Annotated in this window: 23 protein-coding genes and 1 tRNA gene; 21 read left to right on the forward strand and 3 right to left on the reverse strand. The window is 69.6% G+C overall.

Annotated features, from left to right (window positions below; all coding sequences use genetic code 11):
- Positions 1-10 precede the first annotated feature (10 nt).
- The 6 genes from R2APBS1_RS02440 (at position 11) to R2APBS1_RS02465 (ending at position 7,436) form a co-directional block, all read left to right on the forward strand.
- Complete coding sequence (locus tag R2APBS1_RS02440) at positions 11-2,248, forward strand: hypothetical protein (RefSeq protein WP_041676659.1); 2,238 nt, start codon at positions 11-13, stop codon at positions 2,246-2,248.
- A 10-nt stretch (positions 2,249-2,258) separates the two neighbouring features.
- On the forward strand, positions 2,259-3,881 hold the full coding sequence (locus R2APBS1_RS02445) for a DUF6519 domain-containing protein (protein ID WP_015446734.1): 1,623 nt from the start codon (positions 2,259-2,261) through the stop codon (positions 3,879-3,881).
- A gap of 81 nt (positions 3,882-3,962) precedes the next feature.
- The gene (dusA, locus tag R2APBS1_RS02450) at positions 3,963-4,949 is read left to right on the forward strand and encodes a tRNA dihydrouridine(20/20a) synthase DusA (RefSeq protein WP_015446735.1); all 987 of its coding nucleotides are present in this window, start codon (positions 3,963-3,965) and stop codon (positions 4,947-4,949) included.
- Positions 4,950-5,031: 82 nt separating this feature from the next.
- Positions 5,032-5,355 (forward strand): PepSY domain-containing protein, encoded by a 324-nt coding sequence (locus R2APBS1_RS02455; RefSeq protein WP_007512610.1) that lies wholly within the window; start codon positions 5,032-5,034, stop codon positions 5,353-5,355.
- A 1-nt stretch (position 5,356) separates the two neighbouring features.
- A complete protein-coding gene (locus R2APBS1_RS02460; RefSeq protein ID WP_015446736.1) occupies positions 5,357-6,049 on the forward strand; it encodes a response regulator transcription factor in 693 nt (230 codons plus the stop codon).
- Positions 6,015-7,436, forward strand: a complete 1,422-nt coding sequence (locus R2APBS1_RS02465) for an ATP-binding protein (RefSeq protein ID WP_007512608.1) — start codon at positions 6,015-6,017, stop codon at positions 7,434-7,436. Before R2APBS1_RS02460 ends, R2APBS1_RS02465 begins: the two co-directional genes overlap by 35 nt.
- 18 nt (positions 7,437-7,454) lie before the next feature.
- On the opposite strand, the gene R2APBS1_RS02470 is transcribed toward R2APBS1_RS02465, so the two are convergent.
- A complete protein-coding gene (locus R2APBS1_RS02470) occupies positions 7,455-8,249 on the reverse strand; it encodes a M90 family metallopeptidase (protein WP_015446738.1) in 795 nt (264 codons plus the stop codon).
- A gap of 11 nt (positions 8,250-8,260) precedes the next feature.
- The gene (locus R2APBS1_RS02475) at positions 8,261-8,584 is read right to left on the reverse strand and encodes a hypothetical protein (RefSeq protein WP_015446739.1); all 324 of its coding nucleotides are present in this window, start codon (positions 8,582-8,584) and stop codon (positions 8,261-8,263) included.
- A gap of 196 nt (positions 8,585-8,780) precedes the next feature.
- On the opposite strand from R2APBS1_RS02475, the gene R2APBS1_RS02480 reads away from it, so the two are divergent.
- The 13 genes from R2APBS1_RS02480 (at position 8,781) to R2APBS1_RS02535 (ending at position 20,121) form a co-directional block, all read left to right on the forward strand.
- Positions 8,781-9,770, forward strand: coding sequence for a biotin--[acetyl-CoA-carboxylase] ligase (locus R2APBS1_RS02480; RefSeq protein WP_015446740.1), 990 nt, complete (start codon positions 8,781-8,783; stop codon positions 9,768-9,770).
- A complete protein-coding gene (locus tag R2APBS1_RS02485; RefSeq protein WP_015446741.1) occupies positions 9,767-10,507 on the forward strand; it encodes a type III pantothenate kinase in 741 nt (246 codons plus the stop codon). Before R2APBS1_RS02480 ends, R2APBS1_RS02485 begins: the two co-directional genes overlap by 4 nt.
- 52 nt (positions 10,508-10,559) lie before the next feature.
- Positions 10,560-11,225 (forward strand): SPOR domain-containing protein, encoded by a 666-nt coding sequence (locus tag R2APBS1_RS02490; protein WP_015446742.1) that lies wholly within the window; start codon positions 10,560-10,562, stop codon positions 11,223-11,225.
- 40 nt (positions 11,226-11,265) lie between these two features.
- Positions 11,266-11,341 (forward strand) — tRNA-Thr (locus R2APBS1_RS02495).
- A 174-nt stretch (positions 11,342-11,515) separates the two neighbouring features.
- Positions 11,516-11,767, forward strand: a complete 252-nt coding sequence (locus R2APBS1_RS02500) for a hypothetical protein (RefSeq protein ID WP_015446743.1) — start codon at positions 11,516-11,518, stop codon at positions 11,765-11,767.
- A 198-nt stretch (positions 11,768-11,965) separates the two neighbouring features.
- Positions 11,966-12,205, forward strand: coding sequence for a hypothetical protein (locus R2APBS1_RS02505; RefSeq protein ID WP_015446744.1), 240 nt, complete (start codon positions 11,966-11,968; stop codon positions 12,203-12,205).
- A 240-nt stretch (positions 12,206-12,445) separates the two neighbouring features.
- Positions 12,446-12,646 (forward strand): hypothetical protein, encoded by a 201-nt coding sequence (locus R2APBS1_RS20000; RefSeq protein WP_157769693.1) that lies wholly within the window; start codon positions 12,446-12,448, stop codon positions 12,644-12,646.
- A gap of 110 nt (positions 12,647-12,756) precedes the next feature.
- On the forward strand, positions 12,757-13,215 hold the full coding sequence (locus tag R2APBS1_RS02510; RefSeq protein ID WP_015446745.1) for a DUF3617 domain-containing protein: 459 nt from the start codon (positions 12,757-12,759) through the stop codon (positions 13,213-13,215).
- Between the two features lie 259 nt (positions 13,216-13,474).
- Positions 13,475-14,389 carry an arginase gene (gene rocF / locus R2APBS1_RS02515; protein ID WP_015446746.1) on the forward strand — a complete coding sequence of 305 codons (915 nt, stop codon included), beginning with the start codon at positions 13,475-13,477 and terminating at the stop codon, positions 14,387-14,389.
- Between the two features lie 219 nt (positions 14,390-14,608).
- Entirely contained in the window at positions 14,609-15,973 is a 1,365-nt protein-coding gene (locus R2APBS1_RS02520) for a tryptophan--tRNA ligase (RefSeq protein WP_015446747.1), read from the forward strand.
- A gap of 33 nt (positions 15,974-16,006) precedes the next feature.
- Positions 16,007-16,336 (forward strand): hypothetical protein, encoded by a 330-nt coding sequence (locus tag R2APBS1_RS02525; protein WP_007512587.1) that lies wholly within the window; start codon positions 16,007-16,009, stop codon positions 16,334-16,336.
- Between the two features lie 163 nt (positions 16,337-16,499).
- The gene (locus R2APBS1_RS02530; protein ID WP_015446748.1) at positions 16,500-18,728 is read left to right on the forward strand and encodes a DUF5916 domain-containing protein; all 2,229 of its coding nucleotides are present in this window, start codon (positions 16,500-16,502) and stop codon (positions 18,726-18,728) included.
- Positions 18,729-18,888: 160 nt separating this feature from the next.
- A complete protein-coding gene (locus tag R2APBS1_RS02535) occupies positions 18,889-20,121 on the forward strand; it encodes an MgtC/SapB family protein (RefSeq protein ID WP_015446749.1) in 1,233 nt (410 codons plus the stop codon).
- Between the two features lie 45 nt (positions 20,122-20,166).
- Here the strand turns inward: R2APBS1_RS02535 and R2APBS1_RS02540 are convergent, their stop codons facing one another.
- Positions 20,167-20,550, reverse strand: a complete 384-nt coding sequence (locus R2APBS1_RS02540; protein ID WP_015446750.1) for a VOC family protein — start codon at positions 20,548-20,550, stop codon at positions 20,167-20,169.
- Between the two features lie 60 nt (positions 20,551-20,610).
- Between R2APBS1_RS02540 and R2APBS1_RS02545 the strand changes: the two genes are divergently transcribed.
- Entirely contained in the window at positions 20,611-21,129 is a 519-nt protein-coding gene (locus tag R2APBS1_RS02545; RefSeq protein ID WP_015446751.1) for a M48 metallopeptidase family protein, read from the forward strand.
- 2 nt (positions 21,130-21,131) lie between these two features.
- The gene (locus R2APBS1_RS02550) at positions 21,132-21,776 is read left to right on the forward strand and encodes a DUF6348 family protein (RefSeq protein ID WP_015446752.1); all 645 of its coding nucleotides are present in this window, start codon (positions 21,132-21,134) and stop codon (positions 21,774-21,776) included.
- The last annotated feature ends 59 nt before the right edge of the window (positions 21,777-21,835 follow it).

Here is a 21,835-nt window from a genome sequence, read left to right on the forward strand (position 1 = left end):
AGGGCGCGCCATGAGCGCGCGAGCGGATCGGCTGTTCGACCTGCTGCCGGTGGTCTACCGCATGCGCGATGCGGAGCAGGGCTATGCGCTGCGCGATTTCCTGCGCGTGCTGTCGAGCCAAGTCGAGGTGATCGAGCAGGACATCGCGCGGCTGTACGGCAACGCCTTCATCGAGACCTGCGACGACTGGGTGGTGCCGTATATCGGCGACCTGCTCGGCTACACGCTGCTGCCGGAAGCGGCCACGCTGGGCGCGGACGGCGGTCGCGATGGCGGCCTCGGCCGCGTGCTGGCACCGCGCGCCGACGTGGCCAACACGATCGACGCGCGCCGGCGCAAGGGCACGCTGTCGCTGCTGGAGGACCTGTCCCGCGACGCGGCGGGCTGGCCGGCGCGCGCGGTGGAGTTCTACCGCCGGCTCGGCTGGATGCAGCATCTCGACCACCTGCATCCGCGGCGCGGCGGCACGGCCGACCTGCGCGATCCCGGGCGGCTGCAGCGGCTCGGCTGGGCCAACGGCGCGTTCGATCCGTTCGCGCACAGCGTCGACCTGCGGCGCCTGGGCAGCGCGCATCGGCGCGGCCGCCACAACATCCCCGCGGTGGGCGTGTTCGCCTGCCGCCTGCGCAGCTACCCGGTGAGCTGCACCCCGGCGTACTGCATCGAGGAGCGCGGCCCGCACTGCTTCAGCTTCAGCGTGCTCGGCAACGACACGCCACTGTTCCAGCGCCCGGTCGCGGAAACCGAACCCACCCACATCGCCGACGAGCGCAACCTGCCGCTGCCGCAGCGCCGCTGGCGTTTCGCCGAGCGCGGCGTGCTGGCCGACTACGCCAGCGTGGCGGCCGAACTCTACGGCGACGGCCGCAGCGTGCAGCTGTGGGCGCCGGACTGGCCGGCGAAAGGGCAGGGCGTGCCGGTGCCGCGCGAGGCGCTGATCCCGGCGGATCTGTCCGGCTGGGGTGGCCAGGTGAAGCGCGGGCGCGTGGCAGTCGATCCCGAGCGCGGCCGCCTGCTGTTTCCGGCCAACCAGCGGCCGAAGCGCGGCGTGTGGGTGAGCTACCAGTACGGTTTTGCCGCCGATCTCGGCGGCGGCGAGTACGCACGGGTCACGCCGGAACTGGAAGGCGCCACGCGCTACGTGGTGCATGCGACGCGGCCGGATCGTGCGGCAAACGCCAGCTGGCCGGCCGGCCACTTCGGCAGCGTCGCCGAGGCGCTGGCGGCGTGGGCCGCCGCCAAGGCGGCCACGCCGGCGTTGCACGCGCTGATCATCGAGCTGGCCGAGAGCGGCGTGTACGAAGGCAGCCTCGATCTGCAGCTCGATGCCGGCGAGGCGATCCAGCTGCGCGCCGCCGAACGCACGCGACCGGTGCTGCGCCTGCTCGACGTGCGCGCCAGCCAGCCGGACGCGCTCAGCGTCAGTGGCCATGCCGGCAGCCGCGTCTTGCTCGACGGCCTGCTGATCGTGGGCCGCGGCGTCGAGGTGCATGGACCGGCGGAAGAAGATGACGCGCCGACCGGCGACCTGTGCGAACTGGTGATCCGGCACTGCACCCTGGTGCCGGGCTGGGCGCTGCAGTGCGATTGCGATCCGAAGCGCCCGGGTGAACCCAGCGTCACGTTCGATCGCACGCGCGCTGCGCTGCGCGTCAGCCACAGCATCCTCGGCGCGATCATGGTGATCAGCCCCGAGCAGCGCGGCGAGCCGCCGCCGCTGGAACTGTGCGACAGCATCCTCGACGCCACCGGCATGGAGCGCGTGGCGCTGGGCGCGCCGGACGAGGCAGTGGCGTATGTCAAGGCCAGCTTCCGCCGCTGCACGGTGATCGGCGCGGTGCAGGCGCACGGCATCGTGCTGGCCGAGGACTCGATCTTCGCCAGCCCGCTGCGCGTGCTGCGCCGGCAGCAGGGCTGCGTGCGTTTCTGCTACGTGGCCGACGGTTCGCGCACGCCGCGACGCTTCCACTGCCAGCCCGACCTGGCGCTGGCCGCTGTGGTGCCGGAGCAGCGCGCGCATGAACGGCTGCGCGTGGTGCCGCAGGTCCGCAGCCGGCGTTACGGCACGCCGCACTACCTGCGCCTGGCCGATGGCTGCTGCGCGGAGATCCGCCGCGGTGCGTCCGACCGTTCGGCGATGGGCGTCTGGCACGACCTGTACGAGCCGCAACGCGAGGCGAACCTCGCGGCGCGGCTGACCGAATACGTTCCGGCGGGCACGGACGCCGGCATCCTCTTTGCGACTTAGGAGATCGACCATGAAAGGCGACTTCGCACGCGTCAGCTTCGATCCGACCCGGCATTACAGCCAGGTGTTCCAGCAGCAGGGCCGCGTGTTGCTGGAGGCGGACTGGAACGAACAGGCGCAGATCCAGCTGCAGCTGCTGCGCAGCCTGGTGCGCGACCTGGTCGGCCCGTGCTGGGCCGCGGGCAGCGGCTTCGCCATCACCGCCAGCGTCACCAACGCGGACGGCAGCAGCAAGCCGCTGCCGCTGGCCGACTGGCAACTGGCGCCGGGGCACTTCTACGTCGACGGCATCCTGTGCGTGAACGAGGCTGCCTGCACGCTGGCGCAACAGCCGTACGCGCCCACGCCTGACTACGGCGTGGCCGACGGCAAGAGCGGCTTCGAGAACCCGCCGCAGGGCTACGCGTTGTGGCTGGACGTGTGGGAGCGGCACCTGTGCGCGGTGGAAGCGCCGGGCATCGCCGATGCGGCGCTGGACGGCGTCGACACCGCCTCGCGTGCGCAAGTGGTGTGGCAGTTGCGCATGCTCGACCAACCGCGGGCGCAGCAACAGCTCGACGACGTCACCACGGCGTTGAAGACGCGTCAGCAAGCCGCGGACAATCCGACCAGTGCCGCCGCGATCAAGCAGCAGTTGGCCGAGGTGGCCTCGCTGCGCAAGAGCCTCGACGGCGGCGACCAGGCCAACGCCTCGCCCTGCGCGCTGGTGCGCCAGTTGCTCGATGCGCGCGCGACCTATGCGTCGCCGCGGCTGCGCGCCGAGCTGGGCCCCCACGAGACCGATGACGATCCTTGCGTGATCGCCGCCGACGCGCGCTACCGCGGCATGGAGAACCAGCTGTACCGGGTCGAAATCCACCAGGGTGGGCCGGCCGGCACCGCCAGCTTCAAGTGGTCGCGCGAGAACGGCTCGGTGGTGTTCCCGGTCACCCGCAGCAATCTCGGCGCCACGGCGGACGACGGCAGCGCACCACTGACGGTGACGCTGGCCCGGCTCGGCCGCGATGCCCGGCTCGGGCTGGCGGCGAACGACTGGGTGGAGCTGGTCGACGACCGCTACACGCTGGGCCAGCGCGCGTATCCGCTGCTGCAGGTGCTCGCGATCGATCCGGCGAATGGCAGCGTCACCCTGAACGTGCCGAAGAACATCGTGCCATGGCCGTTGGACAGCGATCCGCGCCAGCATCCGTTGCTGCGCCGTTGGGACCAGCGCGATGCGGTGAATGCGCAAGGCGTGCTGGCCGTGGCCGAGGGCACGCCGATGGCACTGGAAGACGGCGTCCAGATCACCTTCGAGCCGGGTGGCGTGTACGCCACCGGCGAGTACTGGTTGATTCCCGCGCGCGTGGCCGGCAACGGCCAGCTCGACTGGCCGTTGGCGAACGGCGCACCCGCCACCCTGCCGCCGCGCGGAGGGCATCACTACGCGGTGCTCGGTGTCACCGGTGACAACGGCAGCTATGTCGAATGCTGCTGCCGGTTCGACTCGCTGTGCCAGTTGCTGCAGGCCAGGCTTGGCCTGCAGACCGGGGCCGGGGCGGTGCTGGTGCCAGGCGCCGCCGTGGCGGCGCCGAGTGCGGTGAAGAAGGCGCGGGCCAGACCGGTGAAGAAGGCCGCGAAGGTGAACGGGTAGGCACGGCGCAGCACGCGGGCATAGGAGCAAACGCCGGGGTGACGTAGCATTCACCCGGAAACTCCCCGAGATGTTCCGAATATGGCCGAAAACCACCACCGCGCCCCGCCCTGGCAGCTTTCGGTGGCGCCGATGATGGACTGGACCGACCGGCACTGCCGCTACTTCCACCGGCTGCTGTCGCCGCGCGCGCGGCTGTATACCGAGATGGTGACCAGCGCGGCGCTGGTGCGCGGCAAACAGCTGCGCCTGCTCGAGCACAGCCAGCAGGAGCATCCGCTGGCGCTGCAGTTGGGTGGCAGCGAGCCGTACGAACTGGCGCAGGCGGCGCGCCTGGGTGCGGAGGCGGGTTACGACGAGATCAACCTCAATGTGGGCTGCCCGTCCGACCGCGTGCAGTCGGGTCGCTTCGGTGCCTGCCTGATGTACGAGCCGGCGCTGGTCGCCGACTGCGTGAAGGCGATGCGCGACGCGGTAAGCGTGCCGGTGACGGTGAAGTGCCGCATCGGCGTGGACGACCAGGACGACTACGCCGGCCTGCAGCAGTTCACCGAACTGATGCTGGAGGCTGGCGTCGAGGTGCTGGTGGTGCACGCGCGCAAGGCCTGGCTGAAAGGCCTCAGCCCGAAGGAGAACCGCGAGGTCCCGCCGCTGGACTATGCGCGCGTGTACCGGCTCAAGCGCGAGTTTCCGCCGCTGGTAGTGGTGATCAACGGCGGTATCAGCACGGTGGACCAGGTGCGTTCGCACCTGGCACAGCTGGACGGCGTGATGCTGGGCCGCGCCGCCTACCACGACCCGTACCTGCTGGCGCAGCTCGAACACGCGCTGCACGACGAGCCGCTGCCCCGCCGCGAAGATGTGCTGCAGCGCCTGCGTCCCTACGTGGAGGCCGAGTTGGCGCGCGGCACCGCGCTGAAACACATCAGTCGGCACCTGCTCGGCCTGTACCAGGGTGAGCCGGGAGCGCGCGCGTTCCGCCGCACGCTCAGCGAAGGCGCACACCTGCCGGGCGCCGGCTGGGCGCTGCTGGAGCAGGCGATGGCGCCCTGCGCGGCGGCGGCGTGACAGCCGCCGCCCGTCCGGTCAGTATTCAGGCCCGACTGCCTAGGCTGGGCGCCTGGGCAAGGGCCGGTTGGAAACTTCACGCATGACGACGCACAAAAACTTCATCCCGGCTCTGCTCATATCGCTGTTCGTCGGCGTGTTCGGGTCGGCCCTGGCGCAGTCGGCCGAGGCGACGGTGACGCTGGACCAGGCGGTACTCCAGGTGCAGCAGGAGACCGGCGGCAAGGTATTGTCGGCCGAGCAGCGGGGGGTCGGGCGCCGGCAGGAATACCGCATCAAGGTGCTCACCCCGGACGGTCACGTCAAGGTGATGGTGGTCTCTTCAGAATCGGGCAAGAATCCGTCATCTGCCCAATCAACCAAGAACTCGCCCGCCAAGAATGCGGGCCGCAAGGAGAAACGCTGATATGCGCATCCTGCTGGTGGAGGACGAGGCGCCGTTGCGCGAGACGCTGGCGGCACGCCTGAAACGGGACGGCTTCGCCGTCGATGCCGCGCAGGACGGCGAGGAGGGCATCTACCTCGGCCGCGAGGTGCCGTTCGACCTGGCGATCATCGACCTGGGCCTGCCCAAGATGTCGGGCATGGAGCTGGTCAAGGCGCTGCGCGAGCACGGCCAGCGCTATCCGATCCTGATCCTGACCGCGCGCGGCAGCTGGCAGGACAAGGTCGAGGGGCTGAAGTACGGTGCCGACGACTACCTGGTCAAGCCATTCCACGTCGAGGAACTGCTGGCGCGCATCAACGCGCTGGTGCGCCGCGCCAGCGGCTGGTCCAAGCCGATCCTGGCCTGCGGCATGATCAAGCTGGACACCACCGCGCAGACGGTGATGGTGGAAGGCAAGCCGGTCGACCTGACCAGCTACGAATACAAGGTGCTGGAGTACCTGATGCTGCACGCCGGCGAGCTGGTGTCCAAGGCCGACCTCACCGAGCACATCTACCAGCAGGATTTCGACCGCGACTCCAACGTGCTGGAAGTGTTCATCGGCCGCCTGCGGCGCAAGCTCGACCCGGAAGGCACCCTCAAACCCATCGAGACGGTACGTGGACGCGGATACCGCTTTGCCATCCCGCGCACCGACGGCGACGACGAATGAGCGTGGGTCGCCGCGCCGCCCGCTGTCGCTGGCGGCACGCGCGGCGATCGCCACCACGCTCGTGCTGGCCGGCTTCCTCGGCCTGGTCGGGCTGACCCTGACCCAGACCAACAAGGCGCGCGCGCTGCGCACGCTGCACGATCGGCTCGAGAATTTCGCCATCGCGTACATCACCAGTACCGACGTCAACCGGTACGGCAGGCTGTTGCCGCCAGAAACCTCGCCGAACCCGAACTTCTCGCGACCGGGTTCCGGCCTGTATGCGGTGGCGCTGGGCGACCACGGCTATCACTGGGAATCGTCGTCGGCGATCGGCCGCGATTTCGCCTTCCTCAGGCCGCTGGAGCCGGGCCAGAGCCAGTTCGTGGGGCCGATCGACACCCACATGGGCCGGCTGTACTACTACAGCTACGGCGTGGCGCTGGACACCGTGGACAGGAAATCGGTGCGGCTCACCGTGCTGGTGGCGCAAACCGAGGACCAGCTCGAGGGCGAGAACGCGGTGTTCCGCCATACCTTGGTGGTGTGGCTGTCGATCCTCGGCGTGATGCTGATCGTGCTGCAGCTGCTGCTGCTGCGCTGGAGCCTCACTCCGCTGCGCAAGGTGGCCAGCGACATGAGCCGGGTCGAACGCGGCGACAGCGAGCAGCTGGACAGCCAGTACCCGCTGGAGCTGACCGGCCTGACCGAGCGCATCAACGCGTTCATCACCAACGAGCGCGAGCAGCGCACGCGCTACCGGCATACCCTGGCCGACCTGGCGCACAGCCTGAAGACGCCGCTGGCGGTGATCCGCTCGCAGCTGGAGTCGCCGACCACCGGCGACGAGGCGGCGCGGCGCGCCAGCGTGCTCGACCAGGTGCGGCGGATGAACGAGCTGGTCGCCTACCAGCTGTCGCGCGCCGCCACCTCCGGCCGGCAGACCTTCGCCAGCGCGGTGCCGATCGCCGGCCATGCCGAGGACCTGGTGCAGGGCCTGGAGAAGGTCTACGCGGCCAAAAATGTTCTCTGCGAATTCGACATCGAGGACGGTGCGGTGTTCTACGGCGAGCAGGGCGACCTGCTGGAGCTGATGGGCAACCTGCTGGAGAACGCGTTCAAGTGGGCCGGCCACCGCGTGCTGCTGGTGGTGAAGATGCAGCCGCAATCCGGCCGCAAGCGCCCCGGCCTGTGGCTGAGCGTGGAAGACGACGGCCCGGGCATTGCCGAGGACCAGATCGAGAAGGTATTGCAGCGGGGCGTGCGCGGCGACGAGCGGGTGCAGGGCCACGGCATCGGCCTGTCGATCGTGCAGGACATCGTGCATGCCTATCAGGGCGAACTGGTGGTCGACCGTTCGCCGGAATTAGGCGGCGCGCGCTTCAGCGTGAGGCTGGCAGCAAGCTGAGCCGGCTCCGCGGAGCGCTCAGCGCGCGCGGCAGAAGCCCACCGGTTCGCGGCCTTCGGCGGGCGAGCGGCCGTAGTAGGCTTCCAGCAATTCGGCGACCGCCGGCTCGGCCTCGCGCAGCAGCACCGGTTGCGAGTAGTGCAATTCGCTGACCACGGCAAAGTACTCGGCGGCGCTTTCGGTGGCGTAGTGGTCGATCGGGCTGTTGCAGCGGTCTGGCGGCGTGGCGACCAGGCGGTCGTAGGCCTGCTGGAATTGCTGGATCCAGCGCCGCCGCGGAATGTCCACCAGCGGCGGCACGCCATCGGGCGGCCCGTCGAGCATGTCCAGCTTGTGCGCCATCTCGTGCACGACCACGTTGTAGCCGTCCCACGGCTGCTCCAGGTCCAGCTGCACATCGGCCAGCGACAGCACCAGCGGGCCGCGTTCCCACGCCTCGCCGATGCGGACCTCGTCGCCTTCGGTGACCACGCCGGTGCGGTCGTCGTGGTGGCTGCGGCGCACCTTGAATTCGCCCGGGTAGATCAGCACCTCATGCCAGCCGCGCAGGCTGGCGCCCCCTTGCTGCAACGCCGGCAGGCAGGCCTGCATGGCGATCAGCAGGCGCCAGTAGTCGTCCAGCACGGCGCCGGCCAGGGCATGGAAGCGCTTGCGCGCGAGGAACAGGGCGGACAGCCGGCGCAGTTGGAGTTGCCGTTCGGGGTCGAGCCGGCGTGCCAGCGGGCAGCCGGCCAGCGCGCGTCGCCACAGTCGGTCGGCAATCGGCGCCGGTTCAAAACGCGCCCGCAGCGATTGCCACCATGGCCCCGGCATGACGCCGAGCGTTACTGGATCGAGCCAGGCAGCAGCGATTGCCAGCCCAGATGCGGCCGGCGGGCCGGCGCCGGCGCAGAGGAAGCACCGCCGGAGCGGGTGCTGCCGTTGCCGGCATTGCCACCGGTATTGTCGTTGCTGCTGGCCGGCGGGCAGTCGCGGCCCAGCCCCAGCACGTCGCCACCGCTGCTGTTGCCGTCATGGGAACTGGCGTTGTCGAGCGTGGCGTGCGAGGAGCTGTCCAGGTCCTGGGTGGCGTCCAGACTCGTGGCCGCCGCGCCGCCGAGCCCGGCGATGCACAAGGCGCAACCGATAAGCCAATGGGTGGCACGCATGGCGATCGAACTCCCTGACCCTCAAGCGAGGGCCCTGATCGTCTCAGAAACACCGACGCCGTACCAGTGCTGCCGACCCGCCGGCGGGATGCCGCAGGGGCGGCCGGCCGGGCTAGAATCCGCCGATGCCTGAGCTGCCCCGCCATCCCTCCTTTTGCCGCCGCCGCGCCGCCGCAGCCCTTTCCGGGGCCTGCTGATGCAGCCGGCCGAATTGCTGGCCCTGCTCGCCGAAGGTGAATCACTGTCCGGTGCCGGCCTTGCCGCGCGGACCGGGGTGACCCGCGCGGCAATCTGGAAGCAGGTCGAGGCCCTGCGCGCCCGTGGCGTGCCGATCGAGGCGCGCGGCACCACGGGTTATCGCCTGCCCTGGCCGTTGCAGATGCTGGATGCGAAGCGGATCCGCGCCGCCCTGCCGACGCCGCTGGCGCGCTCGCTGGGGGCGCTGGAGGTGCACTGGGAACTCGATTCCACCTCCAGCGAACTGCAGCGTCGTGGCAACGCGGCGAAGGACTTCAGCATCGTGCTGGCCGAGACCCAGCGAGCCGGGCGCGGCCGGCGTGGACGCACGTGGCTGTCGCCGCCCGGGCTGAACCTGTACCTGTCCTGCCTCAAGCGTTTCGAGTCCGGGTGTGCCGCGTTGAGCGGATTGTCGCTGGCGGTCGGCGTGATGGTGCTGCGCGCGCTGGAGCAGCTGGGCATCGCCGGAGCCGGGCTGAAGTGGCCGAACGACGTGCTCGCCGTCGGCGGCGACCGGGCCGGCGGCAAACTGGGCGGCATCCTGGTCGAGCTGAGCGGCGAATACCAGGGGCCGTGCGCGGCGATCATCGGCATTGGTCTCAACCTGCGACTGACGCCGGCACTGCGCGAACAGGCCGGGCAGCCGGCCTGCGACCTGGCCACCCTGGCCGGCGGCACGCCGCCGGACCGCAACCGCGCCGCGGCGGCGCTGGTCCAGGTGCTGGTCGAGGGACTGCGGCAGTTCGAGCGCGAGGGCTTCGCCGCGTTCGTCGATGACTACGCGCGCCACGACCTGCTGCGCGACCAGCCGCTGCAGCTGAGTGGGGCACCGGGCGTGTTCGACGGCGTGGGCGCTGGCGTGGACGGGCGCGGCGCGCTGCAGGTGCGCATGGCCGATGGCAGCATGCGCCGGATCGACAGCGCGGACGTCACGGTGCGCCGCGCATGAGGCTGCTGCTCGACCTCGGCAACACGCGGCTGAAGTGGGCGCTGCAGGCGCAGCCGGAAGGCTGGCTGGCACGCGGTGCGGTGGACTGGCAGGATCATCCGGCGGCCGCGCTGGCATCGGCCTGGGCCGGCTTGCCGCGGCCGGCGCGGGTGCTTGCGGCGTCGGTCGTCGATGCCGCGCGCGAAGCGCAGGTGGAAGCCGTGGCGCAGCGCCTGTTCGATTGCGCGCCGACCTGGCTGCGCACGCCGGCGCATGCCTGCGGTGTGCACAACGCGTACGCCGAGCCGCAGCGGCTCGGCGTGGACCGGTTCCTGGCGATGGTGGCGGCGCATGCCGACGGCCACGCGCCGTGCGTGCTGGCCGGCGTCGGTACCGCGCTCACGCTGGATGCGCTGGCGGCCGATGGCCGGCACCTGGGCGGCCTGATCGCGCCAGGCCCGGCGCTGATGCAGCAGTCGCTGCTGGGTGCCACCGCGCAGGTGCGGCCGGAGCGGCCGGGTGTGGTCGTGGAGCTGGCCGACAACACCGCGGACGCGGTGGCTTCGGGTTGCTGGCACGCGGCGGCCGCGCTGGTCGAACGCTTCGCGACCCGGGCCACGGCGCGGCTGGGCGCGACGCCGCAGCTGATCCTCGGCGGCGGCGATGCCGCATCGCTGCTGCCGCTGCTGTCACTGCCGGCCCGGCTGAGTCCGGACAGCGTGCTGCGCGGCCTTGCCGTGTGGGCCAATGCGTCATGACGCCCGGGCCGTCCGTCTAGAATGGTGCCCGCTGCCGGTTGATGGGGGTTCGATGTTCCTGCGTCTGCTGTTCGTGTTGTTGACCGCGCTGAACATCGCGGTGGGCGCCTGGCTGCTGCTGGGGCAGCCGTATGCCCGCGGCGGCATGCCCAGCGACCCCGGCGTGGCGGAACTGCGCCTGCTGTCGGAACTGCCCGAGTCCGGCCCGGCAGCGACGGCGTCGGCAGCCGTGCCTCCGACGGTGACGCCACCGCGCAATCTCGTTTACAGCTGCCTGGCGCTGGGTCCGTTCGCCACCCCGCAGGACCTGCGCAATGCGCGCCAGGCGCTGTCCGCGCAGGCCACGCGAATGCGTTCGCGCCAGGAACAGGCCAGCCAGACCAGCGGCTGGTGGGTCTACCTGCCGGCCGCCGGCAGCCGCGTGCAGGCGCTGGCGGTGGCGCGCCAGCTGGCGGCGCGCAATATCGACGACTACTTCGTGGTCAGCTCCGGCGACCAGCCCAACACGATCTCGCTGGGCCTGTTCAAGGACCCGGCGAATGCGCGCAAACGCCGCGACGAAGTCACTGCGGCCGGCTTTCCCGCCCGCATGAGCGAGCGCAGCGAGAGCGTGCCCGAATACTGGCTGGATCTGGTGGTCGCCGACGGCGGCAATTTCGACTGGCGCAGCCGTGTCCGCACCGCCGGCATCGACGCACACGACACCGGCTGCTTCTGAACACGCGCCGTGATGTGCCCTGCTAGAATCCATCGCCTTCGCCGGCATAGCTCAGTTGGTAGAGCAACTGATTTGTAATCAGTAGGTCGCGGGTTCGACTCCTGCTGCCGGCACCAGCTTCCAGCCATCCGCCTGGCCACTCGCCCGTATTTTTCTCCGCGGTCGGTGGCACCGCGACGAGCGCCCGCCCCAGGCTGAACGCTTCAACCCGGTCTTAACGAAACCATCGCGATCTCTCTACTTCCGCCTGTTCACCGTCGCATGGCCGGGGGCATGCGCGAGGGCACATCATGGGTACGCTTTACGTGGTGCAGGGCTTTCACGAGGTGGACGGCGACGTCGTCGCGGACAAACCGATTCTTCACGGCATGGAGCAGCTGGCGCGCACGCGCGGTGAAATGCTGGCCAGACAACGTGAGGGCGTGCTGGTTTACGCACAGGCGGCCGACATCGACCGCGGCGAGTACTCGGAACCGATCATCCTCGCCCGGTACGGCCGGGTACCGCATCCGGAACAACAGAGTCTTTGCCAGGCTGGCTGAGCGGAGCGGCGAAAGCACGGAGCCGGCCGGGGCCGGGGCTCTCTCCGGGCCGTTTGCGTACGCCAGCCCTAGGTGCGCGCCGACATACGCAGCGGGCTGCGCGATGCAGACTGGGCAAAGACCGGAGGCACAGCATCACCCGTCGGCAAGGGGGCTCGGGTGGGGCTCCGGGCGATTCCTCTGTCCGGGAGTGCAGCGATGCGCATGGTTCTGTCGATCAAGGAAAGCCGCCATGGCTTGTGGCGCATCTGCAGCGGGGAGGCCGTGCTGTACGACAAGCTGCGCTTCACGCATGCGATCCGGCTGGCGCGCGGACTGGCGCGGGAAGAGCACGCCAATTCTGGCCGCACGGTCAGTGTCGAGATGGCCTGTGCGGAGTTCACCATCACCCTGGCGCACTATGCGGGGGTCGCCAGCCCGCAGCGCGTCGCGGCCTGACGCCACCGGCCTGCCGCACTCCCGGGCGTGCTGTCGCGCCAGCGGCCGCGCACTTCGCTGCGAGGCATGATCGGCGTGCCATGTCGTGGCGTGCTTGCGGGGTCTCGATCGTGTGCACTACGCCGGCCGTCGACGGTCGGTTTGCCAACGGCCCCATGGCCGGCGTTGGGCATGCACGCCACATGAAAGCTTGCTACGATCCACTCGACGGCTGCGCAGGGGCAGCTCGGGGTGATCGACATGCAAACGCTTCTTGCGCATTCCGCCTTCTGGCGTGGAGTGTCGCTGTTTGCAGGGATGCTGCTGGGGAAAATCATTCGGGATGCCAAGCCCGCCGCCTCACCGCCCCGGAATGCCGGGGATCTGGTGTCGTGGAATCCGGGCGCGCGATCGCGCCGCGAGGACGAGTTGGCACGAAGTCGCCATACGGGATGCCGCTGACCGACGAGCGTGCCGGTTCGGGCAGCCAGCGTGGATGCAACGGATGCGATCGCCGCGGTCGTGCATCGGCCCGGCGGCGGCGCCTTTCCAGATCGAGCCGGAGGATGCCCATGCACGTTTCGTCCATCTTGCGCCGCTTCGGCCTGGGCGCGTTCGCCTTATGGACCACCATGGCGCTGGCGCAGTCGGGTTCCGGCAACATGATGACGATGACGGTCACCATGAAGATGCAGGTATCGGGCGCGGGCGACTTGCCGGCGCGCACGACCACGCAGGAGGTGTGCGCCTCCACGGACCATGACATGCGCGCCATGCTGCAGCATCAGCAGAAGTGCGTGGTCAGCGACTACCGGCAGCTCGGCAGCGTCATCAGCTACCACCTGGTTTGCGGCGGAAATCCGCCGACGATGACCGGCTATGCGCGCTTCGAGCTGCTGCCCAACGACGACATCCGGGGCAGCGTCCACGCGAACAGCAACATGGGCGGCCAAAGCGTGGTGATGGACATGGCCTACGCCGGCCGGCGCACCGGCAGCTGCGATTACGGCGCGAGCCGGCAGCGGCGTTGAGTGGAACGCCATGGGGGCGACCATCGACAGGCATCTTGCCGGTGCGGCCGTGCCGGTCCGGGCGTCGGCGGGCCTGTTCCGGTAGACTTTCGGCTCGTTCGCGACGGTTCGTGTCGCGAGTACCCTTCTCACTGGGACGGCGGTGACTCGTTCGGGATGGTGGCGGAACGCCCCTTCGCCGGCTGTCGTTCCGACGTCGGAGGCGTGCGATGGCCCAGGCCGCGCGGCCGCCGCGATGCATGGCAGGTAGACACGGATCATGGGCAATCAGACTGTTTCATTGATCGGCGTGCCGACCGACATCGGCGCCGGCCATCGGGGTGCCGCGATGGGGCCGGAAGCGCTGCGGGTAGCCAACCTGGCGGCGAAGCTGGAGCGCCGCGGACTGAAGGTGATCGACCGCGGCAACCTGCAGGGGCCGCTCAATCCGTGGCTGCCGCCTGAGCACGGCTACCGGCATCTGGACGAGGTGGTGGCCTGGAATACGGCCGTCCATACGGCTGTTCACCAGGAGCTTCAGGCAGGCCGCCTGCCGATCATGCTCGGCGGCGACCACTGCCTGGCGATCGGCTCGATCTCGGCGGTGGCGCGTCATTGCCACGACGAAGGCAAGCAGTTGCGCGTGCTGTGGCTGGATGCGCACACCGACTTCAACACGGCGCAGGCCACGCCCACCGGCAACATCCATGGCATGCCGGTGGCCTGCCTGTGCGGCATCGGCCCGGCCGGGCTGATCGACCTGGGCGGCAGCGTGCCGGCGACCACGCCGGACGTGTTCCGCTACGTCGGCATCCGTTCGGTCGACGAGGGCGAGAAGCGGCTGGTGCGCGAGGCGCACATGCAGGTGCACGACATGCGCCACATCGACGAGATCGGCATGAAGCGCGTGATGGAAGAGGCGCTGGCCGGAATCGACGAGAACACCCACCTGCACGTGAGCTTCGACGTCGACTTCCTCGACCCCAGCATCGCGCCGGGCGTGGGCACCACCGTGCGCGGCGGGCCGGATTACCGCGAGGCGCAACTGTGCATGGAAATGCTCGCCGATACCGGCCGGGTGGGGTCGCTGGACATCGTCGAACTGAACCCGGCCTTCGACAAGCGCAACCAGACCGCGAAGCTGGCGGTGGACCTGGTCGAATCGCTGTTCGGCAAATCCACGCTGATCCGCTGAGGCGGATCGAGGCCGTTCGACGCAACCTGTCGGGTCGCGTCGAAGCGCAGTTCACCCCTCGCTGAACCTGGCGTCTCATGAGCTTCGGTCTCCCTGCCGCGGTCGTGGGTCGACGGAAGCCGTACCGGATCACGGGATTTTTTGGCAAGGGCGGCGGCCCGGCCGGTCGAGCGGTTTCGCCGTATGTCGTAGACTGCGCTTTTACCTGCGCGGCGCAGCATGAACACCCGAGTCCTCACCGGCATCACCACCACCGGCACCCCGCATCTGGGCAATTACGTGGGCGCGATTCGCCCGGCGGTCGAAGCCAGCCGGCGCGACGACGTGGATGCGTTCTTCTTCCTCGCCGACTACCACGCGCTGATCAAGAGCGACGACGCCGCGCGGATCGAGCGCTCGCGGCTGGAGATCGCCGCCAGTTGGCTGGCCGCCGGGCTCGACCCGCAGCGGGTCACCTTCTACCGCCAGTCGGACATCCCCGAAATTCCGGAGCTGACCTGGTTCCTCACCTGCATCGCGTCGAAGGGCATGCTCAACCGCGCGCACGCGTACAAGGCCGCGGTGGACAAGAACACCGCGGCGGGCGAGGACCCGGATGCCGGCATCACCGCCGGGCTGTACATGTACCCGGTGCTGATGGCGGCCGATATCCTGGCGTTCGACGCCAGCCAGGTGCCGGTGGGGCGCGACCAGATCCAGCACATCGAGATGGCGCGCGACCTCGGCCAGCGTTTCAACCACCTGCATGGGCACGAGTTCTTCGTGCTGCCGGAGGCGCTGATCGAGGAGCAGGTGGCGACCCTGCCGGGGCTGGACGGTCGCAAGATGTCGAAGAGCTACGACAACACCATCCCGCTGTTCGCCGGCGGCAAGAAGCAATTGCGCGAGACGATCATGCGCATCGTCACCGACTCGCGCGCGCCCGGCGAGCCGAAGGATCCGGACGCCTCCGCGCTGTTCACCCTGTTCCGCGCGTTCGCTGGCGAGGCCGAGACCGCGGCGTTCCGCCAGGCGTTGCTCGGCGGCATCGGCTGGGGCGAGGCGAAGCAGGCGCTGTACGAGCGCATCGAGGCCGACGTGGCGCCGATGCGCGAACGCTACGAGGCGCTGATGGCCGACCCGGCCGCGATCGAGGCGATTCTGCGCCAGGGCGCGCAGAAGGCACGGGCGATCGCCACGCCGAAGCTGGCCGCGCTGCGCGAAGTGCTGGGCCTGCGCGCGATGACCACCGCGCCGGTGCGCGCCGGGCAGGCGGCCGCGGCGGCGAAACCCGACAAGGCGCCGCGCTTCGCCAGCTTCCGCGACGCCGACGGCAGCTTCCGCTTCCGACTGTTCTCCGCCGATGGCGAGGAGTTGCTGCTGTCCAGGCCGTTCGCCGACCCGAAGGCGGCCGGTGCGCTGCAGAAGCGGCTCGGGGCATTGGGCGCCGTGGCAGCCGTGTTGCAGCTTCGGGCGCAGGGCATGAGCCTGGAGCTGGACGGCGAGACGGTCGCCAGCACGCCCGATTACCGCGACGAGCAGGCGCGCGATGAAGCGCTGGCGCAGTTGCGCGCGGCGCTGGACCAACTCGCCGCGCAGGCCTGATGCGCGGCGCCACACTTTGCGGGTGATCGACCGATGCGCTACCTCGCCATCCTGCTGCTTGCGCCGCTGCTGCTGATCCTGTGCTGGGGCTACTGGGCGTACCCGAAGAGCCTGCCGCGCACGTCCGGCCGGTGCATCTTCGATGTTGCTGCCCTGCTGCTGGCGCTGATCACCGCGGTGCAGTGCGCGATGCTCGGTTTCGACACGGTCGAGTTGCCCACGGTCGATGGCTTCGGCCGCGCCAGTGGCGCGATCTGGCAGCAGGTGTTGCCGGCGCTGTACGGCTACGGCGCGTTCGCCGCCGTCATCGTGCTGGCGATGCTGCTGCGCCATGCATGGTGGGGGCGCCGCCGGCGCCGCTGAGCGGGCGGCGCCAGCGCACGATGGGGCGCCTGCCACAAGTCATGGCGTGACTTGTGGCGGTCGAGGCGGCGGCGCGCAGGCGGCAAGCTGTGCGCCACCCGACGTGGCGATTCCATCGCCTCCACGGCGCCTCCGCGCCGCCTCCCCGTGGAAATTTTTCAACATGCGCCTGGCATGCCTGCTGTTCGTTACCCTGGCCGCACTGTCGACACCGGCACTGGCCGTCGACATCGACGGCCACCTCGGCGCGGACGAGTGGAAGGGCGCACGACACATCACCGACTTCCGCCAGACCCAGCCGCTCACCGGCAAGCCGGGCTCGCTGCCGACCGAGGCCTGGATTCTGGCCACGCCGAAGGGGCTGGCGGTGGCGTTCCGCTGCGTGCAGCCGCCCGGCGTGCCGCGTACGCACCAGCGCGTGCAGCGTGACTTCGAGGACCAGGTCGACCGGGTCAACGTGATGGTCGACTTCAACGGCGACGGACGCACCGGCTACGACTTCGTGGTGAGCTCGACCGGCGGCATCAACGATGCCGTGGTCATCAACGAGAACAAGTTCAACAAGGACTGGGACGGCAACTGGCGGCATGCGGTGAGCGAGGATGCCGAAGGCTGGACGGTGGAGATCCTGATCCCGTGGTACATCGCGCCGATGCACACGGCGCGCGACGGCAGGCGCATGCTGGGCGTCTACCTCGACCGGGTGACCGGCTCGACCGGCGAGCGCGACTCGTGGCCGGCGGCCAGTTTCACGCTGCCGCGTTTCCTGTCCGAGTTCGGCAAGGTCGAGGTGCCGCAGTACAGCCAGTCGCTGCTGGCGGTGACGCCGTACGTGTCCGGCCTGTACGACAACGTGCGCGGCCGCAGCCACTTCCAGGAAGGCGCCGACCTGTTGTGGAAGCCGAGCGGCCAGTTCCAGCTCACCGCCGCGCTGCACCCGGACTTCGGCCAGGTCGAGAGCGACGACCTGGTGGTGAACTTCAGCGCCACCGAAACCTACGTCAGGGACAAGCGGCCGTTCTTCACCGAGAACCAGGGCATCTTCGACTTCAGCCTGCTCGACGACTACAGCCAGCTGGTCTATACGCGACGTGTCGGCGGACCGTCCGATGACGGTCTCGGTGCGGCCGACATCAACGCCGCGGTGAAGCTCAACGGCAGCTTCGGCACCACCAGCTACGGCGTGCTGGCCGCCGACGAGGATGGCGCGGCGGGGCGCTTCTTCGGTGCCGCGCGGGTCATCCACGATTTCGGTGACCAGAGCCTGGGCATGCTGCTGACCCGGGTCGACCGCCCGTGGCTGGACCGCGAGGCCAGCGTGCTCGGCGTGGACCATCACTGGCGGCCGACGCCGCAGCTGACCATCGCCACCAACGTGGTCGGCAGCGACATCCTGCAGTCGGGCACGCACACGCGCGACAGCGGCGGCACCGTCATCGCGGATTACGAGATGGGCGACGGCTGGCGCCAGCAGTGGCTGGGCATGCATTTCGGCGACCGGCTTCAGGTCAACGACTTCGGCTACCTGGAGCGCAACAACTTCAACTACGGCCATTGGGAAGTGCGCAAGCGCAACACCGCGCTGCCGGCCGGCTCCGCCTACAGCTCGCACGAGTGGCGCTTCCGCATCGACGTCCTGGACAACGACCACGGCCTGCGCCTGCGTCGCCAGTTGCGCCTGCGCCGCAACAGCGACCTGCGCAACGGCGCCACCGAAATGGTGCAGCTCAACGTCAACAGCGCCGGCTGGGACGACCTGCTCACCCGCGGCAACGGCGCGTTGTTCCTGCCGCCGTCGCTGGACCTGGTCTACGAACGGATCAGCCCGCGCCACGGCGACTGGGCGTTCAAGCTGGACGCGGAGGTCGTCAGCGGCGGGCTCGGCGGCAACCGGCAGTTGGGTTACGACGTCAAGTTCATCCCGACCTACTTCGTCAGCGACGCGTTCAGCGTCTACGCCGGCCCGTACTACGAGCACCTGCCGGACTGGCTGGTGTGGCAGCACGACAACCTCATCGGCCGGTATGACGAGCACACGCTGCAGCTGGACGCCGGTTTCGACTGGAGCATCGACAGCCGCCAGGAGCTGCGGGTGAAGCTGCAGGCGATCGGGCTGGACGCAGGTGTGCGCGGCGGCTACCGCGTGCAGGCCAACGGTCGCGCCGTGGCCAGCAACGAGCCGGTCGACGGTTTCGGCGTGCGCAACCTCGGCCTGCAGATCCGCTACCGCTACGAGCTGGCGCCGCTGTCGTACCTGTACGTGGTCTACGGTCGCGGCGGCTACGCGATGGATGGCTATGCGCGCCGCACCAGCGACGTCTTCGACCGCAGTTTCGCGCTGCGCGACGACGAACAGCTGCTGGTCAAGCTGAGCTACCGCTTCGACATCTGACGGCAGGCGATTCCGGCGGCGCCCCGGCCCGCTCGGCCGACGGCTGGGCGGGCCGGGGCGGCGACGGTGGCCGCACCCGCGCGCGCGACTTTCCGCGAGGGCTCCGGCATGATCGCGCCGTGGCCGGAATGCGGCCGTGGCGCGTCATGAGTGTGGCTTGATGGATGTCGTTCTTTCCTGGACCGGCTTCGCGGTCGCGCTGGGCATCGGCTTGCTGATCGGCGCCGAGCGCGAGCGGCGCAAGGGCGGCGACGGCGACGCGGTTGCCGGCATCCGCACGTTCGCCGTGGTGGCGCTGCTGGGGGCGGTCGGCGCGAGCTTCGGCATCACGATGCTGCTGCTGGCACTGGCTGCGGTGGCGGCGCTGCTGGCAATTGCCTATGCGCGCGATACCGGCAGCGATCGCGGCCTGACCACCGAGGTCAGCCTGCTGCTGTGCCTGATACTCGGCGCGGTAGCCATCCACCAGGCGCCACTGGCCGCCGGGCTGGCGGTGGCGGTGACCATCCTGCTGGCGGCGCGCGAGCCGATGCATCACTTCGTGCGCGGCGTGCTGACCGCGGAGGAGCTGAACAACCTGCTGGTGCTGGCCGCCGCCACGCTGCTGGTGTTGCCGCTGGTGCCTGATCGCCCACTCGGCCCGTTCGACGCGATCAACCCGCGCGCGCTGTGGCTGATCGTGATACTGATCATGTCGATCGGTGCAGCCGCCCACACACTGCTGCGGCTGGTGGGCAGCCGCGTCGGCCTGCCGCTGGCCGGGTTGCTCTCCGGCTTCGTGTCCAGCGTGGCCACCATCGGCGTGATGGGCTCGCAGGCGCGCAGCTTGCCGGCGCTGCGGCGGTCGGCGGTCGCGGCGGCGGTGCTGTCGACCGTGGCCACCTTTGTGCAGATGGCGGCGGTACTGGCGGTCACCGACCTGGCGACGCTGCGCGTGCTCGCCGTGCCGCTGGCTTGCGGTGGCGTGACCGCGGCGGTGTACGGCGTGTTGTGGACGTGGAAGGGCCTGCACCTGAGCGCGGCGGACCCGGTGCAAGGCAGCGTGGTGTTCAGCGTCAGGGCGTCGCTGCTGCTCGGGCTGATGATCGCCGTGGTGCTGCTGGCGTCGGCCGCGATGCGCGTCTGGCTGGGCGACCGCGGGCTGGCTATCGCCACCGGCGTGGCCGGCTTCGCCGACACGCATGCCGCGGCGGTATCGGTGGCTTCGCTGGCCGCCGCAGGCAGGATCGAGCCCGCGGCCACCGCGGTGCCGATCCTGATCGCGCTGACCAGCAACAGCCTGTCCAAGGCGGTGATTGCCCGGACGAGCGGCGGTCGCGACTATGCGCGGCCGGTGCTGCTGGGCCTGGCCGTGGTGCTGGCGGCCACCTGGCTGGGCTGGTGGCTCGGCTGACGCGCCCGGCGCGTGCCGTCGCGTCGGCGCGCCGGCGACGACACGTCAATCCCAGTGGTTGAGGTGCGGCCCGAACACCTCGCGCTGCCGCTGCACCACGCAGAAACGATGTCCACTGGGCGCCTCCAGCACCCACCAGCGCCCGCGCACGAACGCGATGCGGCGCGCGCCCAGCTGCTCCAGCCGCGCCACCTCGGCGTCGAGGTCGTCGGTCTCGATGTCCAGGTGCACGCGGCTGGCATGGTCGACCTTCTGCAGCAGGATGATCGGTTCGTCCGCGGCGGTCTGCAGCTCCGCGTATTTGCCGTCGCCGTCCTGGTCGATGCTGGCGATCGGCTTGCCCAGCGCCCGGCTCCAGAAATCGACGACGGGTGCGAGTTCGTCGACGTGGCAGTCGATGACGATGGCGCAGAGTCGGCTGTGGTGCATGGGATGCCTCCATCGGCTTGTCGAAACGCATGGCAGCGGTGCAGTGCGAGAATACCCCGCGTGATTCCGCTCAAATACCTCCAGGCCTACCCCGCCACCTTGCAGGACAAGGTGCGCGAGTTGATCGCGCAGGAGCGCCTGGGCGAGCACCTGGCCAAGTGCTACCCGGGGCGCCATGAGGTGCAGAGCGACAAGGCGCTGTATGCCTACGTGGCATCGCTGAAACAGCAGCACCTGAAGAACGCGCCGGCCATCGACAAGGTGCTGTACGACAGCAAGCTCGACGTGTTGCGCAACGCGCTGGGCCTGCACACCGCGATCTCGCGCGTGCAGGGCGGCAGGCTCAAGGCGAAGAAGGAAATCCGCGTGGCCAGCCTGTTCAAGGCCGCCGCGCCGGAATTCCTGCAGATGATCGTGGTGCACGAACTGGCGCACCTGAAGGAAATCGATCACAACAAGGCGTTCTACCAGCTGTGCACGTATATGCTGCCGGACTACCACCAGCGGGAATTCGACCTGCGTGTCTACCTGACCTGGCGCGAATTGCCGTCGACGATCGACGTGAACCAACGGGAATGACGATGGACAGTGCGGCGCTACAGAAATACCTGCTGCGGCTGTTCGAACGGCACGATGTGGAGCTGGAGGTGGACGAGGACGGCTGGCTGGTCACCGACGGCGACTTTCCCGCGATCCGTGCCGCCTGGCACGAGGGCGCCAGCGACGAACCGGGCCGGCTCGACGTCGACGTGGTGCTCAGCGAAGAGCGCTACATCGAAGAGAGCTTCGCCGGCGTGGGCGGCGGCGACGCCGGCTGCCGCGACGCGCTGCGCACGTTCGAGCAGAACGTGTTCCATGTGCTGCTGGCGGCGTGCTGGTACGTCACCGACGAGCGCCGCATGCGGATCGCCGCGTGGGACATCGGGCTGCGCACGTGGGACGTGTTCATCGGTCCGTTCAGTGTGCGCGGTGCGGATGCCGCGAGCATGCCGGCCGAGGCGCTGGCGTCGATCGAGGCCGCGCTGAAGCGCGAGGCGTTGACACCTGAATTGCACTGGCTGCGACTGGTGCACAGCCATGTCGAGAATGGTGACTCGCGCTGCGAGGCACTGCTCGACAATGAACCGTGGACGGCTGGGACGCTGGCGCTGACCGCCGTGCCGTGGCCGCATGGCGGCGACTACGTCGCACGTTGCTTCATGCTGCTGGACGTGCGTGATTATTGATTGACGTCCCGTAGACAAGCGAACGGGCGCCTGGGCGCCCGTTCGTTCAACGCATGATC

Origin of the sequence: Rhodanobacter denitrificans (genome assembly GCF_000230695.2) — a bacterium.
Lineage (GTDB): Bacteria > Pseudomonadota > Gammaproteobacteria > Xanthomonadales > Rhodanobacteraceae > Rhodanobacter > Rhodanobacter denitrificans.

What these genes read in the sequence shown, in the direction of transcription:
- R2APBS1_RS02440 (WP_041676659.1), top strand. Translation starts at nt 11, where the DNA reads ATGAGCGCGCGAGCGGATCGGCTGTTCGACCTGCTGCCGGTGGTCTAC.
- R2APBS1_RS02445 (WP_015446734.1), top strand. Translation starts at nt 2,259, where the DNA reads ATGAAAGGCGACTTCGCACGCGTCAGCTTCGATCCGACCCGGCATTAC.
- dusA (WP_015446735.1), top strand. Translation starts at nt 3,963, where the DNA reads ATGGCCGAAAACCACCACCGCGCCCCGCCCTGGCAGCTTTCGGTGGCG.
- R2APBS1_RS02455 (WP_007512610.1), top strand. Translation starts at nt 5,032, where the DNA reads ATGACGACGCACAAAAACTTCATCCCGGCTCTGCTCATATCGCTGTTC.
- R2APBS1_RS02460 (WP_015446736.1), top strand. Translation starts at nt 5,357, where the DNA reads ATGCGCATCCTGCTGGTGGAGGACGAGGCGCCGTTGCGCGAGACGCTG.
- R2APBS1_RS02470 (WP_015446738.1), bottom strand. Translation starts at nt 8,249, where the DNA reads ATGCCGGGGCCATGGTGGCAATCGCTGCGGGCGCGTTTTGAACCGGCG.
- R2APBS1_RS02475 (WP_015446739.1), bottom strand. Translation starts at nt 8,584, where the DNA reads ATGCGTGCCACCCATTGGCTTATCGGTTGCGCCTTGTGCATCGCCGGG.
- R2APBS1_RS02480 (WP_015446740.1), top strand. Translation starts at nt 8,781, where the DNA reads ATGCAGCCGGCCGAATTGCTGGCCCTGCTCGCCGAAGGTGAATCACTG.
- R2APBS1_RS02485 (WP_015446741.1), top strand. Translation starts at nt 9,767, where the DNA reads ATGAGGCTGCTGCTCGACCTCGGCAACACGCGGCTGAAGTGGGCGCTG.
- R2APBS1_RS02490 (WP_015446742.1), top strand. Translation starts at nt 10,560, where the DNA reads ATGTTCCTGCGTCTGCTGTTCGTGTTGTTGACCGCGCTGAACATCGCG.
- R2APBS1_RS02500 (WP_015446743.1), top strand. Translation starts at nt 11,516, where the DNA reads ATGGGTACGCTTTACGTGGTGCAGGGCTTTCACGAGGTGGACGGCGAC.
- R2APBS1_RS02505 (WP_015446744.1), top strand. Translation starts at nt 11,966, where the DNA reads ATGCGCATGGTTCTGTCGATCAAGGAAAGCCGCCATGGCTTGTGGCGC.
- R2APBS1_RS20000 (WP_157769693.1), top strand. Translation starts at nt 12,446, where the DNA reads ATGCAAACGCTTCTTGCGCATTCCGCCTTCTGGCGTGGAGTGTCGCTG.
- R2APBS1_RS02510 (WP_015446745.1), top strand. Translation starts at nt 12,757, where the DNA reads ATGCACGTTTCGTCCATCTTGCGCCGCTTCGGCCTGGGCGCGTTCGCC.
- rocF (WP_015446746.1), top strand. Translation starts at nt 13,475, where the DNA reads ATGGGCAATCAGACTGTTTCATTGATCGGCGTGCCGACCGACATCGGC.
- R2APBS1_RS02520 (WP_015446747.1), top strand. Translation starts at nt 14,609, where the DNA reads ATGAACACCCGAGTCCTCACCGGCATCACCACCACCGGCACCCCGCAT.
- R2APBS1_RS02525 (WP_007512587.1), top strand. Translation starts at nt 16,007, where the DNA reads ATGCGCTACCTCGCCATCCTGCTGCTTGCGCCGCTGCTGCTGATCCTG.
- R2APBS1_RS02530 (WP_015446748.1), top strand. Translation starts at nt 16,500, where the DNA reads ATGCGCCTGGCATGCCTGCTGTTCGTTACCCTGGCCGCACTGTCGACA.
- R2APBS1_RS02535 (WP_015446749.1), top strand. Translation starts at nt 18,889, where the DNA reads ATGGATGTCGTTCTTTCCTGGACCGGCTTCGCGGTCGCGCTGGGCATC.
- R2APBS1_RS02540 (WP_015446750.1), bottom strand. Translation starts at nt 20,550, where the DNA reads ATGCACCACAGCCGACTCTGCGCCATCGTCATCGACTGCCACGTCGAC.
- R2APBS1_RS02550 (WP_015446752.1), top strand. Translation starts at nt 21,132, where the DNA reads ATGGACAGTGCGGCGCTACAGAAATACCTGCTGCGGCTGTTCGAACGG.